The sequence below is a fragment of the Sorangium sp. So ce448 genome (genome assembly GCF_051520915.1).
Classification (GTDB): Bacteria; Myxococcota_A; Polyangia; order Polyangiales; family Polyangiaceae; genus Sorangium; species Sorangium cellulosum_B.
On sequence record NZ_CP150343.1, the window covers coordinates 13,183,594 to 13,197,381 of the forward strand.

Here is a 13,788-nt window from a genome sequence, read left to right on the forward strand (position 1 = left end):
TCCGCGCCCGGGATGCCGCGAAGGTGGAGGACGCTGGCCGCGCTCCTGCCGCGCCTCCGTGACACGCTCGTCCGGCAGGATCGCGCCGCGGGCTTCGACGCGCTGACCGAGCTCACGCGGCACGCCGATCCGTTCATGCGCCAGGACGCCGCGCGCACGCTGGGCGAGCTCGGCGACGCGCGGGCGCGGCCGGCGCTCGAGCGACTGCTCGAGCACGAGACCAAGCCGTTCGAGCGTACCGCGACCGGCACCCGCACCAACATTTACCGCGCGTGCGACACGGCCCGGATGGCGATCGAGGCGATCGATCTCCGCGCCAGGGCATAGCGATCGCGGCGCGGCCTCAGGGCGCGTGCTGTGCGGATCGGCGAGGGCCATGGCCGATCCACCGCGCGCGCCGCGATGGAGGTCTCCGCGGGCTCACATCCGGCGGATGTCGCTGCGGAAGCTCACGAAAAACATGCCGCTCGAGATCACGCGGTCGGCTCCGCGACGATCGGCGAGACGTCGGCCATCACCGCCACCGGCAGGAACCGCGGCGGCTCCGTCAACGTCGGCGGCGAGGTTGCGAAAGCCTGTTAGCCTCTCTAAGCTCAGCGTTGATTTCGGTGATCGATGCAGCATGCGCGGCTACTTGGCAAACCCGTTCTTGTAGCGGACTTGCCAGGAATCCTGCGCGATAACAATGCTGGACAAGACCTGATCTACATCCCGCCAGAACTCGGTTGCTCCCTTGGAGTCGGTGTACTCGGCGCATGTAATTTGCAATTGAACGTCCGGGACTATACGAACCCAGTATAGTTTGATTCGCATCTTTCTCGCGCCCGTCGGCGTTTCATAGTCGAAGACCTTTCCGGTCATTCCAGATATGCTGACATCGCCAACTTGAACGACTGAGATCTTTTCAAGGACATCTAATTGGTTCTTGACCTGGGAAGCAGGGTCGTTGATGTAGTTGGGTTGTACAGGGCGGAGCCTGAAGTTCATTCCAACGGCGCCCTTGGTGTCTTCGTATCGCTGAACGAGATTGAACTCGCCTCCCGCGAGACGTGCAGGGCTGTCCTCCATCGTCCAGGACACTGGAGCAAACAGAGAGAGCCCATAGTTGGGGTAGCTCAGTCGTTTGAAATTAGGGTTCTCGGAGAATTGTAGCGTGATATTCTTCGCGCTTAGCTCCGCCTCGGCCTTCGCGGCATCGGTGCTCTTGGATCCCTGGAGATACCCCAGTACCGCCGTTAGACAGGCTGGTAAAGCACCGATTGCGGCGATCAGAACAGTGCTCTTCCCACGCGATTTTGACGCGGGTTGAGATGTCGGCTGCTCCCGCGGCTTGGGCTCGGCCTCGGCCGCGGCTTCGACCAGACGATCCTTCTTCTGAGCCTTCACGGTCTTGCGTGCCACCATGCGCGTCACCTCGTGACAAAGGATCCACAAACCCTCTGCGACCTGCATCGCCGACGCAGTACTCAGCTGTTAAATGTTGCTGTTCATGCAGCTGTACATCTGCCTAGCGGCGCCGCGCTACGGTCCGAATGATTCATACCCTGCTCGGCCACAAGGATGTGCCGACGCACCCGCGTCATCGACCGCGGCCCCCTCGGCGGCATCCGCCCGCCCGACAGCCGACCGCCGCCCCGACGTGGAGCGTCTTGAACTCCGACCCACCGCGTCGTCCCGCTCCACTCATTGCGGAAAGATAGCGTACCCTACGGCTACCCCGCCTTGTCAAGGTGACCGGGGCGGGCGCGTGCCGGCTAGACAGCGGACGACGGCGTGAGCGGGCCTCCGACTCCCTGCCCCTCCGAGCCGAAACGTGGAAGATCTCGGTCGTTCTTCTTCAGGGCGTTGGCCGCCGGGCGATCTCCACGCGCATCTTCATCGCGCGATCGTCGACCTGCATCCGCTGCTCGAACAGGCTCCGGTGGGCTTCCTGCGCGCCAAGGTGCTCCTGCTCGGCCTGCGCCACGAGCAGCACCTCGGCGCGTCGTCCGGCAGGTTGAGCGCGCCGGCGTCCGTCGCGCGCAGCACCGCCACGTCGCCCAGGAGGCCCGTGTAGCTGGGCCGCGCCCTGCGCAGGCGCGCGGTCTGCTCGGGCTGGAGAAGCGGTGAGAACGTCATGCCCAGCAGGTCGGCCACCTCGCGGGTGCTCGGAGGCCTTGCCTCCCTGGTGCTGATCGGCTCGGTGGTGGGAAGCGGCTCGGGGGCTGATCCCGGATCCTCGGGGCTGATGACGATCTGGAGCGGTTGGCGAAGACGCGGGGCAAGCGTGTGCCCGAGAGGACACCCGGAACGCCTTGCGAGGGGCTTGACACGGTGGAAAGGTCCTTGGGTTTCCTGCCCCTCCAGATGATGCGAGCGCCGGCATCGTGCGAATCTCGTCGAGATGTTGACGTCATGTCGGCTGGCATAAGGTGGTTTGTAGAGTGTCGTGCGCCGCTCGATTCAGCGCGGATGGACGACGGTTCCATCGCAGAGAGCCGCCAGCGAGAGCGAAGGAGAGTAGTCGATCATGAAAACGAAGCACGAGGCTGCTGTACTTGCGATCGCTGGCAGCGTGTTGTCCCTCCGCACGGCCGTGGCGTTCGACGTCAACGCCGGTCCGATCTGGAACAACGACGACGCCCAGACGAAATGTCCGAGCCAGCTCCGCCGGGTGACCTGGAACGGTCAGTGGAGGACCACCGAGCCCGGCCGCATGTCGGTCTGTGGCTGCAACCCGCCGCCCCGCGGCGATGTGACCGCGACTGGGGTGGCAACTCTTGACGTGCCGAACCGGCCGATGCAGGTCACCTGCGGGAGGGCGCGCGCCGCGCGGCTCAGCCTGGGTGCTGCTGCAGGCGGTGCAGGTGGTGCTCCTCGCCGTTCAAGGTCAGCACCGCCATGAACCCGTCACGCGCGAGCTCTTTCTCGATCCTGAACTCGTGCGTTCCCTGGGGGACGGAGGTGTCGACGATGCGCGCGACCTCCGGCTCCAGGGCGCCGCCGGGGTAGCTGTAGATGTCGAGGCGCAGCGTGCAGGCGCGCTCGATCGTCGCGCGGGCGACGAAGGTGTCATTGGCCTCCGTCACCGAGAAGGCGCTCCCGAGCTCGCCCTCGACGGAAGATCGGCTCTCCGAGATGTTTGGTGGATGCGCGGCGGCGTGACCTCGCCCTGGCGCCCGCGGCGTTGCAGGCGGCCCCGGCTCAGGAGGGGCACGGTGCGATTGGGGATGGAACGCGCACAGCCGACGGGCTACCTCGGGGGTTACCACACCAACCCATGGAGCCCGATCGGCCGTGCGCGCCACCACTTTGCTCAACAATGTCCTCGGAATCAAGTTCACTCGCGTCACTGGCGCGCAATTCACGGCGGACGGGCTGGTCTGCGACGTCGAGCCGACCACGGAGATCCCTCGCTGCGGAGGGTGCGGTCACCAGGTGAGGAAGGTGTACGACCAGCGGAAACCGCGTCGCTGGCGTCACCTCGACCTCGCTGGCATGTCGCTGGAGCTCCAGTACTCGCCGCGGCGGCTGTGTTGCTCGCGGTGCGGAGTGACCACCGAGATGGTGCCTTGGGCCGACCCGATGAGCTGGTTCACGCACGCTTTCGAGGAGACGGTCGGGTACCTGGCGCAGATGGCCTCGAAGACCGTCGTTTCGGCGATGATGCGCGTCGCGTGGGCGACGGTCGGCGCGATCATCGGTCGCGTGGTCGAGCGACGGCTGCCCCACGACATCCTCGACGGGCTCACGCACATCGGCGTCGACGAGCTCTCCTACAGGAAACACCACAAGTACGTGACCATCGTGGTCGACCACGTCACCGGGCGCGTGGTCTGGGCGCGAGAGGGGAAGAACGCCGACACGCTCCGGACCTTCTTCCAAGAGCTCGGCTCGGAGCGGTGCGCGCTCCTCCAGGCGGTCACCATCGACATGTCGAACGCGTACATCTCGGCGGTCTCGGAGTCGGCGACGAACGCGCAGATCATCTTCGACCGCTTTCATGTCCAGCGGCTGGTTCATGACGCGCTCGACGAAGTACGCCGTGCAGAGGTGAGAACGATCGAAGATCCAGAAGAGCGCAGCGCGCTGAAGCACACCCGATTCGCGCTGCAGAAAAACCCTTGGAACCTGACTGGAATCGAGCGAGCGAAGCTGACCGAACTGCCGAAGGCGAATGCGACGCTCTACCGCGCCTATTTGCTCAAGGAGTCGTTCGCTGCCATTCTCGATCGGCGTCAGCCGAATGTCGCACTGGCGAAGCTCGAAGAGTGGATATCGTGGGCGACGCGCTCGGGCCTCAAGCCCTTCGCCAAAGCGGCGCGAACAATTGGTCGCCATCTCGATGGCATCGTCGCCTACGTCGCAAGCGGGCTGTCGAACGCACGCTCGGAAGGCACCAATGGCAAGGTGCGCACCATTACGCGACGGTCGTACGGCCTTCACGGCGCCTCCTCCCTCATCGCGCTGATTCACCTCTGCTGTTCAGGTCTCGCACTGCAACCGGTTCACACCTGGCCACGCATCCACCAAACCTAAAGGAGAGCCGGAAGATCTCCTGAGCGCCCGGGCGATCTGCTGGCTGGCGATCGGGGCGTACACGTCCAGCACCATCACGTCCTTGTTCTGCTCCTTGAAGCGCGCGTGGAGGCGCGCCCGGGTGGCGGCGTCCACGCCGCCGCCGATCGTGATGAGGTCGAAGTCGCCGGCGTGGAGCTCCGTGTCCGGCGATGCGCTCAACGTGCCGACGGCCGAGTGCCCCTGCTTGTTCAGCGCTGCCACACTCCGCTCGAGGACATCGGCCCTCTTGCCGATGACGAGGATCCTTGTCGCTCTCGTTGCCATGCTCTCTCCTCCTTGGCGATCTGCCGCCGCACCTTACTGGAACGCTTTCACGTGGCGTTCAAGCCATTCGTCGAACGTCCAGTCCATGCGCCCGAGGAGATGCGAACGAGCTGCTCGAGCACCGCACCACCCACATTCCCTGTCGCTCCGGTCACCAGGATCATCTGCCGCTCCCTTTCATCGCGTTCACCTTCCATGACGCACCGCCCTCGCCTCGTCGGCGGGCCGCGCCCGAAGAGCAGCGTGCAACGGAGCCTCCCGCATGTCGGATCTCACGCCAATGGATTGGAATAGCTCTGCTCGTTTGTTTCCTGCCCACCGTGCGCTTCCGAGCGGGAAGTGCTCTGCCGGCCGAGAACAATCGCCCGGCAAGCTTGCGGCGATCGCCTCCGCTTGTCGTATCGTGGGCGTCGTGCGGCCTAGCCCACCCGCCTCGCCCTCCCGTCTTCGCGAGTACCTGGCCATCCTCGCTGGCGCGCTGGCCGCGGGCGCCTGTGGCGCGCTCTTCGATCAGGTCACCGCCACGATCTCCCCGGAGTATTTCCTCGACGGCAAGGGCCTCGCCGCGTCGAGCTTGCCGTTCCGGCTCGCGGTCGCGTGGACGGGGTTCCGGGGAGGTCTGCCGCTCGGCGCCCTCGTCGCGGGCGTGGGCCTCCTCCGCGCCGCGCGCAGCGACCGGTTCTCGTGGCGCGCCTGGCTGGTCAGGATGATGGCGGCGCTCGCCGCCGCGCTCGCGCTCTGCCCGGCCGTCATGGCGGCGCTCGACCCGTTCGGCGTGCGCGAGGCGAGCCTCGGTGTGTCGTCCCGCGACGCCGCCACGAGATACCTCGTCTGCTGGGGGCTCCATGCCGGCGCATACCTCGGCGTCCTCGTCGGCGTCTTTCTGAAGGGCCGACCCGCCCTCCCGTGATTCCCTGGCCGGCGCGCCACGGCCCGCGCTATGCGGCCACGCCGAGGGTGCCGATCTCCTCGAACTCGCGGATCATCCGAGCGAGCCCGCCCTCGTCGACGCGGAGGCCGAGCGCCGCCGCGGCGTGGACGAGGAGCTTCCGCTCCCGCAGCGACGCGACCTTGTCCACGGCCGCCGCGATCTCGAGCGCGCGCAGCAGCGGAGCGCGCGCGCCCTCCGGCACGTCGCGGAGGCGCTCGATCCAGGTGATGTCGTCGGCGAGCCGCTCGTTGAGGCCAGCGCGCGCCGAGGCCGGCAGCCGCCGAAGCACGGCCGCGAGCAGCGCGGACTCCTCCGGCGTGAGGCGTCCATCGGCGGTGAAGATGAACCAGAGCCCGTCGAACAGCCGATCGAGGTGCGGGCGCAGCGTCTCGTCGCAGAGCGCCTCGTCGAGCGCGCTCCGGTAACGCAGGTATCGACGTGCGGTATCCCCGAGGCGACGGGTGACTACCCAGCTCGTGATCGACGAGGAGGCGACCGAGAGCACGGGCACCAGGTTGCGCGCCACGCTCTCGCCGGCGAGCCGCGCCGCGAGCTGCTTTGCCACATCCGAGCCCCGCCCGCGCGCCGAGCGCACGAGCACGCCCGCAGGATCGTCGGTGTCCTGGGGGTGCTCCACGACGCCGAACGTGAGGGCGAGCAGCGCCCACACGTCGGCCGGCTCGTCCGGATCGAACCGGAGCCCGAAGAGATCCGCGAGCTCGCAGAGCATCTGCACGTGCAGGAGCAGCCGGAGCACCGTCTCACCACCGATCGCGAGCATGGCCGCAGGGATCGCGACGAGCCCGCCGAGCCCGTTCGTCTCGGCCGTGGCCACGGCCGCGCCGGTCGAGAGCGCCCCGGTCGCGCCGCCCGCGAGCGCCGAGCGGATGCAGGCGCGCCGGATGACCGCGCGCGCGTCGGTCGACTCCGTCACGCCGGTCGACGCCGCGATGCTCGCGGGGCGAGGCCGCCGGTTGTAGCGGCGCACCGCGCGGGACAAGAGCTCCTCGAGCCATGCATCGACAGGGCGCCCGCCCACGCCTGCTTCGCTCGTCGCCTCGCTCAGCGGGAGCGCCGCGGCCCCCGCTGCGTCACCAGGATGCGCAGCCTCGTCGCCCATGGATCAGGGCGGTTCAAGATGCATTCCGCGCCCCGCGGGCGCCGACGCCGAGCCCGCTCGCAGCCCTGCCGAGATCGGCTATCGCCTTGGTCGAGCGGATAAGGATTCACCCGCTCCCTAACCGAGCAGGAGGAGCGCCTTCCGCTCAGACGGCTCGACAAGCCAGCTCAGCCCCAGGAAGCTCCGGCCGTCTGGTCCTGAACGGATGATCCGTGGTACGGGCGTCCTCGCCCCGTCTCCCGCTTCAGCATGTATACCGGAACTCAGGCGTTGATACGATGAAAAAACGCGTCTCCGGTGCCATCGTCGCCTCCGTCATCCACGCGGCCCGCGTGGTGGAAGGGAGAGAGACGATGCGGGTATTGCTGACGGGAGTCGGGACTCGCGCCGCTGGAACGGTGCTTGACAACGAGGGGTAATCATCGGTTACGCTACCACCACAACGAGTGGAAGGGGCATGCGAAAATGGAAACATGCGGGCGTTCCGCACGGGAACGGCGGTTAGTGGTCGGAGGGCTGATGACGCCGAGCGTGCCGCGAACAATGGTATGGGTATAGAACGCCCTGATCTTCACGTTGTCACTATTTCATTCTTGTGGCCCTGCAGTATCGAAATGGCCCCGATACTGATGCCCGCTGCGCCACAACCGGTTGTGGCGTCGGGCGAACGATGATGAGCACGTAAATTCCGATCAGAACACTGCTGCGCGTTCATGAAGCCGCGAACCACTGTCTTCATCAGCTATAGCCATCAGGACGAAGTCTGGAAAGGCCGCCTGCTTAGCCATCTCGGGGCTCTGGCCCGTGCGGGGCGGATCGATATATGGAGCGATAGCCGCATTGTTGCGGGAGCAGACAGACGTGACGAGGTCCGGAGAGCCATCCAGGCAGCACGCGTCGTCGTCCTGCTCATCTCGGCAGACTACCTCGCCTCCGAGTTGCTCCAAAGCGATGAGCTACCTAGCTTACTCTCGCGCCGCCGGCACGGCGGCATCCGCGTGCTACCGCTGATCGTCAGGCCTTGCGATTGGGAGGCCGCGGAATGGTTGGAGGGCATGTCAGTACGGCCGTGTGGCCGTCCGCTCTCGGAGCGCCCCGACTATGAGTCCGAGTTGACCGCATTCGCCCAGGAGATTCGGCGCGAGATCGCCGGAGAACCGAGAGTCGATGCAGACACGCGTGCCGAGCATGCGCTCCCTGTGACGCGGCCGCCTTCCACGGCGCAGCCCATCCCTACAAGGTTCGTCCCCCGGCCCGGAGAGTTCGATGCGCTCCGTCGCGTTGTGCTCAGCGAGGACACGATGCGCAGGGTGAGATTGATCAGCATCCATGGGATGGGAGGAATCGGGAAGACAACTCTGGCTGCTGCGCTGTGCGCCGACGAAAGCGTCCAGAGCGCGTTCCCCGATGGCATCGCGTGGGCAACCATCGGACGTGAACCAAATGGTTTGATCGAGCCAATGAAGGCAATCGGGACGGCATTGGGAGATTCTCCTGCGTCGTACCCGTCGGAGCTCTTGGCGGTTGGTCGCTTGAGGACACTCCTCGCCCAGCGTACCGCCTTGGTGGTGTTGGACGACGTATGGGACGCTCGACACGTCGAACCATTTCTGGTGAACGCGCCTCGTGTGAAGGTCTTGTTCACGACGCGTGATGCAGGGATCGCTCTTGGTCTGGGCGCCACCGAGCTCCGGCTTGGAACAATGCTGCCTGATGAGTCCGTTGCACTGCTGCGAGAAGGGGCAGGACGCGAAGATGATTCCTTTGGGACCCTCGCCCGACGACTCGGCCACCTCCCGCTGGCACTGAAGATCGCCGGAGCGTGCATGCGCGACGGAATGAGCGGTTCAGCGTGGCTCTCGATGTTCAAAAGTACTAAGCAGATCAAACTGGAAAGGCGCTCGCGTCGGCCCGAGGAGAACGTCCGCATTTCGTTGGAACTGAGCTTGGAGCAGCTACCCCCCGAGGACCGCCCGCTGTACTACGCCCTTGGGATCTTCCCGGAAGACGTGTGGATACCCGAGTCCGTTGTCATACAGGTATGGCAGGCGCTTGTTCCGAGCCTTGGTGTCCACGAATGTCGAGAGCTCGTGATCGCGCTGAGACGCTTAGCGCTGCTTGAGCGGAACCCAAATGACAGCACGGTCCGTCTGCACGATCTCTTGCGCGATCTCGCCCGTGAGGCGCTGGGTGAGGAGCTGCCGGCGAAGCATGCGGCCTTCCTCAACGCCGTTAACCCGCAACGCGTGCCATGGCATACCGTAGCCGATCCATACCTGTTTGAACACCTCGTCTACCACCTGCGCGGTGCGCGAAGGGATCAGGAGATCGAGACCCTATTTGTGGATGACGTCTGGATGCGCGGGCGGCTTCGTGCCGCGGGCTACCTGTGGCCGGGGTATATCAGCGATCTGATGGCAGCCTGGCATGAAATCGCGAATCCGACGGCGCTGCGTGAGATAGAGGCAGGCGCGCCACCGATAGCGCTGGCGCGATGTTTTCGCTATGCATTGATCCGGACCACGATCAACTCCCTCGCGTCGAATTACCCCCCCGCGCTCCTCTCACGAGCTGTAGCAACCGGCGTATGGGCGCCAGCGCGGGCCGTCAGTGTCATGGCCCATATTCCAGATGCGCTCAGCCGCCTGGAAGCGTTCGCCGATCTGGTGGCCAGCGGCAGTCTGCGGCCGCCGGAACTCGACGAGGCAGTGCGGCTCGGGTTCGAGGCCGCGGTAGCCGCCGGTAACTGGAAGGTAGCCGACCTTCGGGATGCCTGGCTTGGTAGCCTCGCTGGGGCACTGGAAGGATCGCGCCGCAAGGCCGTCGTTGCTCGTGGGTTGGTGTTGGCGTCCAGCCTCGAATCCCCGTTCTCCCGCGTGGGCTTGCTCGTCGCGCTATCGTTTGCCGATGAGGAAGAAGCGTGCGCGGCACTTGCAGAGATCGAGTTGAAACAGGTGCTTGATCGGTCTATTCCCGAGTGGGAAGATGTTCTGTGTTTTCTCGCACCAGTGCTGCGGGGCTCGCAAGTGGCGCGCGCCTTCGACGCCGCGCTTACCGTTAGACGCGAGTTCACGCGCACGCTGATCTTCGAAAAGCTAGCGCCGAGGCTAGACGAAGGACGATTAGAACTGTCGCTGCACGCCGCGGGTTGCTTCGAGAGTCAGTCGAACCGGGCCACGGTTATTGCTGCAGTCGCCGCACGTTTCGGAGATCCGCGACGCACTGAATTGCTCGGCGAGGCACTAGCGCTCGCGGGTGAGTCGCTGGTGCTCGCGGATATGGACAAAGGGGGAGGGTGGACCAACGCGCTCGCGAAGCTGGCGCCCCTACTGCCGGAGAATCTTCTGTCGCTAGCGCTTGAGGGCACGCTAGGGATCGACCTCAACAAACAGCGAGGTCCGGCGCGCCACGATCTGGGCCCGCGCCACAGGAAGATATGGCGCCTTGATCTCGGCGACCAGAAGGCGCAGGCATTATGTCACCTGGCCCCCTATCTCACAAGAAATCTCTTGAGCAAGGCCACGGAAGCTGCGCGAGAGCTGCGAGATCCCGCGGCACAGTGCATGGTGTTGTCCGCCCTTGCAAAGAGGTGGCAAGGCGTGGAGCAGACAGCGATCGTCGAGCAGGCTTTGAGCATTACGCTAGGCCTAGAGGATGAACAAGCGCGCATCGACGCCATCCGGGATCTCACTCTCCTACTCACGGACGAAATGCTGCTCCGTGTGCAAAATTCGTTTCATGGGTTTCCTTTCCGGCTCCTGTCAGCGCTGGCTCCGCGACTCTCGGGGCCTTACCTTCGGCGTGCACTGGACTCGGTGAACACCGCAGGCGATGAGGATGCGTATGCTTGCGCACTCAACGCACTCTCACGCCATCTCGAGGGGGCGCACACGCTCCGAGCACTCCAGGCCGCCTTCGACATACAAGACCATAAAGACCGAGCACAAGCGCTCGCCGCTCTCCTTCCCAACCTTGACGACGAAGAGCGAATGCGTGCGGTCGATGCGGCTCTCGACACTACACTGGATGGCATACAAGATATCAGCAGCCAGTCGATTGAAACGCTTAAGAGACTAGCGCCGTTCCTGAGCGATGTGCAGCAACAGCGCGCGCTAGAACGCATCGCTGGCTTCGAGTATTGGCCTGCCCAAGCCCATGCCCTTGCCGCGATCGCAACTTCGCTTGCGAGCGACATGATCCCGGCCTGCATGAATTTCCTCCCGCGACTAAAACGGCGATGGGGTCGCGAGGGAGTCTTGCTCGGTCTGGCTCCTCACTTGAGCGGTGCGCTGCTCGACCTGGGGCTCGATACCGCGCTGAAGCACCCAGACGTGTCCGGCTCTACGCTGGCGGCCTTCGCGCCGGTACTCGAAGGCAAGCAACTCAACCACGTAATCGAAGTGGCCCAACGCGTTCGACCTGCGATGGAGCGCGCGGTTGCGCTAGCCGCGTTGGCCGTGCGGATGCCCGTTGGGGCACGGGAAGAACTTGTCAAAGTGGCTGTTGATGCACTGCTCACCTCCACTGAGTCCGTATCCATCCACGGTCGTGTGCTTGAAATTCTTTCTCCGCTCATGACCAACGAGCAACGACGAGCTTGCTTCGAGCACATCTTAAGCGTGCTCGAGGAGCCCGCTCTGTGCGAGAGCTTGATCGCGCTGGCGCCGCACCTCGACACCGCGGCCAGGGAGCGGGCTATTGAGGTGCTGTGGCACTCCGAGAAGGGTGTGAGTCGCATTAGGGTATTGGCTGCGTTCTTGCCTTTCTCTACAGATCCAGCCGCCGTCCGGCGGGAGATCCTAAGATCGATCGTGGATCATCTAAGGGCCGCCGCGCATGGAGACCGTGCATCGTTGCTACGGTTCTGCACTGAGGAAGGTGTGTTCAGTCCGTCCGTTCTACCGCGAGATGTCCTATCCGAGATTGCGCGATATATTATCGAGATCCGTTCGGAGTGGCAGTGGACATAAGGGGGAATCCGGCAGCGCTCGTCCGGGAGCGCTACCAATGCTACGCATGCCGAGACCCCTGGAGACGACAGTGTAACCGCTGCATGAACGCCGGCTTTCTGGCACCCTGCTCCCCAGCGACGCTCTCGGGCCATGAAGAGGAAAACGGACGACATCTGGCGTGAGCGCGTGAGGGCGTTCCAGGCGAGCGGTAAGACGGGCTGCGTGTTCACGAAGGAAATCGAACTCCGCGAGACGACGCTTTCGCGACACGTGCGTCGGTTCGCCGCGGGTACCGCGCCGGCGAAGACGGTCACCATGGCGCGCGTCTAGCGCGCTGCGTTCACGTTGCCGAGCGTGTCCATCGCAGCACGGGAGCGGGCAGTCGAGATCGTCGCCGGGCGAGGCCATGCCGCAGATGGTCTCAGAGACCCGAGGGAATTCGGTGAAGCTCACCAGTGAAATCTGGGTCCAACGCTGGTGCGTCGCGGTGGGGATAGGCGACCGGCACCGCCAGGCTGGTCACGATGGCGTCGGTCGGGCGCTTACCTCCAACCGGTCTCAGCCTGAACGGATGAACCGTGGTACGGGGGTCCCGCCCTGCCTCCCGTCTCAGCATGTATACCGGAACTCAGGCGTTGATACGATGAAAAAACGCGTCTCCGGTGCCATCGTCGCCTCCGTCATCCACGCGGCCCGCGTGGTGGAAGGGAGAGAGACGATGCGGGTATTGCTGACGGGAGTGGGGACTCGCGGTGACGTGCAACCCGTGGTGGCCTTGGCCGTCGAGATGCGGCGTCGGGGGCACCATGTGAGGTTGTGCGTCCCGCCGAATTTCATCGGCTTGGTGGGCGGCATGGGCTTCATGGCGACCCCGATCGGAATCGCGATGCGGCAACCGAGCGGGGCCACCGCGCCGGCCGCCCCGCCGACGCCGGAGCAGGTCCGCGCGCTGGTCGATCACCTCGCGAGAGACCAGTTCGACGCGACCGCGTCGGCCGCCGAGGGATGCGACGTGATCGTGGCCGGCGGAGCGCACCAGTACGCCGCGCGGTCCATCGCGGAACGGCTGGGCATCCCGTCCGTGGTCGCCCTGTACGCGCCGGTGGCCCTGCCGTCGCCGGACCATGCGCCCGGCGGGGAGCCCGGGGGCGACCCGGAATCGAACCTCCGGCGCTGGCAGGACGAATCGCGGAGCTGGAACGAGCGCCTCCTCGAGCGGCTCAACGCCAACCGAGAGCGCCTCGGCCTGGGTCCGCTGAGCGACGTCTTCAGTCACGTCCTGGGCAAGGCGCCGTGGCTCGCGGTGGACTCGGTCCTTGGGCCGCTGCCGGCGACGCCCGGCCTTCAGGTCACGCAGACGGGAGCCTGGCTCCTTCCCGACCAGGCGCCGCTCGTCCCCGAGCTGGAAGCGTTCCTCGCCGCCGGCGAGCCGCCCGTCTACATCGGCTTTGGCAGCATGCCTGTCGACGAGAAGACGGGCCGTGTCGTCATCGAGGCCGTGCGGGCTGCGGGGCGCCGGGTGGTGCTGTCGCAGGGGTGGGCCGAGCTCGGTCTCGTCGACGACGCCCCCGACGGCATCGCGATCGGCGACGTCAACCAGCAGGCCCTGTTCCCGAGGGTCGCCGCGGTGGTGCACCACGGCGGGGCGGGTACGACCACGACGGCGGCGCGCGCGGGCGTCCCGCAGGTGATCGTCCCGATGTTCACCGATCAGCCCTACTGGGCCTCGCGCGTCCGGGCGCTCGGGCTCGGGACGTCGGTGGCCCGTGGTGGGCTGAGCGCGGAGTCCCTTCTGGCCGCGCTGAAGGGCGCCCTCGACCACGGGGTCGCCGCCCGCGCGGCCGCGAGCGCGGGCGCCGTGGCGGTGGATGGAACGACCGTCGCCGCCGACCTCATCGAGCGGGCTTCCATGTGAAGCTCGGGTGACGGCCGCGCTCGTCCGGCCGTATCCGCAGGTCAAC

General features: G+C 65.7%; 14 protein-coding genes. 7 read left to right on the forward strand and 7 right to left on the reverse strand.

All coding sequences use genetic code 11. The annotated features are described in order from the left end of the window. Nucleotides 1-12 precede the first annotated feature (12 nt). A complete protein-coding gene (locus WMF45_RS49600) occupies nucleotides 13-327 on the forward strand; it encodes a HEAT repeat domain-containing protein (RefSeq protein WP_437714282.1) in 315 nt (104 codons plus the stop codon). Nucleotides 328-420: 93 nt separating this feature from the next. Here the strand turns inward: WMF45_RS49600 and WMF45_RS49605 are convergent, their stop codons facing one another. The 3 genes from WMF45_RS49605 to WMF45_RS49615 all read right to left on the reverse strand — a co-directional run bounded on the left by WMF45_RS49605 (nucleotide 421) and on the right by WMF45_RS49615 (nucleotide 1,966). Continuing rightward, nucleotides 421-624 (reverse strand): hypothetical protein, encoded by a 204-nt coding sequence (locus WMF45_RS49605; RefSeq protein WP_437714284.1) that lies wholly within the window; start codon nucleotides 622-624, stop codon nucleotides 421-423. A gap of 6 nt (nucleotides 625-630) precedes the next feature. Then, nucleotides 631-1,452, reverse strand: coding sequence for a hypothetical protein (locus tag WMF45_RS49610; RefSeq protein ID WP_437714286.1), 822 nt, complete (start codon nucleotides 1,450-1,452; stop codon nucleotides 631-633). 385 nt (nucleotides 1,453-1,837) lie between these two features. Further along, a complete protein-coding gene (locus WMF45_RS49615) occupies nucleotides 1,838-1,966 on the reverse strand; it encodes a hypothetical protein (RefSeq protein WP_437714287.1) in 129 nt (42 codons plus the stop codon). 543 nt (nucleotides 1,967-2,509) lie between these two features. On the opposite strand from WMF45_RS49615, the gene WMF45_RS49620 reads away from it, so the two are divergent. After that, nucleotides 2,510-2,884 carry a mannan-binding lectin gene (locus WMF45_RS49620; protein WP_437714289.1) on the forward strand — a complete coding sequence of 125 codons (375 nt, stop codon included), beginning with the start codon at nucleotides 2,510-2,512 and terminating at the stop codon, nucleotides 2,882-2,884. On the opposite strand, the gene WMF45_RS49625 is transcribed toward WMF45_RS49620, so the two are convergent. Then, entirely contained in the window at nucleotides 2,817-3,068 is a 252-nt protein-coding gene (locus WMF45_RS49625; protein WP_437714291.1) for a hypothetical protein, read from the reverse strand. The genes WMF45_RS49620 and WMF45_RS49625 overlap by 68 nt on opposite strands. 208 nt (nucleotides 3,069-3,276) lie before the next feature. Here WMF45_RS49625 and WMF45_RS49630 point away from each other — a divergent pair, with 208 nt between their 5' ends. Beyond that, a complete protein-coding gene (locus tag WMF45_RS49630) occupies nucleotides 3,277-4,518 on the forward strand; it encodes an ISL3 family transposase (RefSeq protein ID WP_437710533.1) in 1,242 nt (413 codons plus the stop codon). On the opposite strand, the gene WMF45_RS49635 is transcribed toward WMF45_RS49630, so the two are convergent. Then, on the reverse strand, nucleotides 4,465-4,824 hold the full coding sequence (locus WMF45_RS49635; RefSeq protein WP_437714293.1) for a hypothetical protein: 360 nt from the start codon (nucleotides 4,822-4,824) through the stop codon (nucleotides 4,465-4,467). The genes WMF45_RS49630 and WMF45_RS49635 overlap by 54 nt on opposite strands. A gap of 47 nt (nucleotides 4,825-4,871) precedes the next feature. Then, a complete protein-coding gene (locus WMF45_RS49640) occupies nucleotides 4,872-5,021 on the reverse strand; it encodes a hypothetical protein (RefSeq protein WP_437714295.1) in 150 nt (49 codons plus the stop codon). Between the two features lie 215 nt (nucleotides 5,022-5,236). Here WMF45_RS49640 and WMF45_RS49645 point away from each other — a divergent pair, with 215 nt between their 5' ends. Continuing rightward, nucleotides 5,237-5,734, forward strand: coding sequence for a hypothetical protein (locus tag WMF45_RS49645; protein WP_437714297.1), 498 nt, complete (start codon nucleotides 5,237-5,239; stop codon nucleotides 5,732-5,734). 28 nt (nucleotides 5,735-5,762) lie between these two features. Here WMF45_RS49645 and WMF45_RS49650 read toward each other — a convergent pair whose 3' ends face one another. After that, nucleotides 5,763-6,875: a hypothetical protein gene (locus WMF45_RS49650; protein WP_437714299.1), complete on the reverse strand. Its 1,113-nt coding sequence runs from the start codon at nucleotides 6,873-6,875 to the stop codon at nucleotides 5,763-5,765. Nucleotides 6,876-7,588: 713 nt separating this feature from the next. On the opposite strand from WMF45_RS49650, the gene WMF45_RS49655 reads away from it, so the two are divergent. From WMF45_RS49655 to WMF45_RS49665, 3 genes are all read left to right on the forward strand, one after another. After that, nucleotides 7,589-11,845, forward strand: a complete 4,257-nt coding sequence (locus WMF45_RS49655) for an NB-ARC domain-containing protein (RefSeq protein ID WP_437714301.1) — start codon at nucleotides 7,589-7,591, stop codon at nucleotides 11,843-11,845. A gap of 132 nt (nucleotides 11,846-11,977) precedes the next feature. Continuing rightward, nucleotides 11,978-12,157, forward strand: coding sequence for a hypothetical protein (locus WMF45_RS49660; protein ID WP_437714303.1), 180 nt, complete (start codon nucleotides 11,978-11,980; stop codon nucleotides 12,155-12,157). Between the two features lie 388 nt (nucleotides 12,158-12,545). After that, on the forward strand, nucleotides 12,546-13,742 hold the full coding sequence (locus tag WMF45_RS49665; protein ID WP_437719666.1) for a glycosyltransferase: 1,197 nt from the start codon (nucleotides 12,546-12,548) through the stop codon (nucleotides 13,740-13,742). Nucleotides 13,743-13,788: the final 46 nt, after the last annotated feature.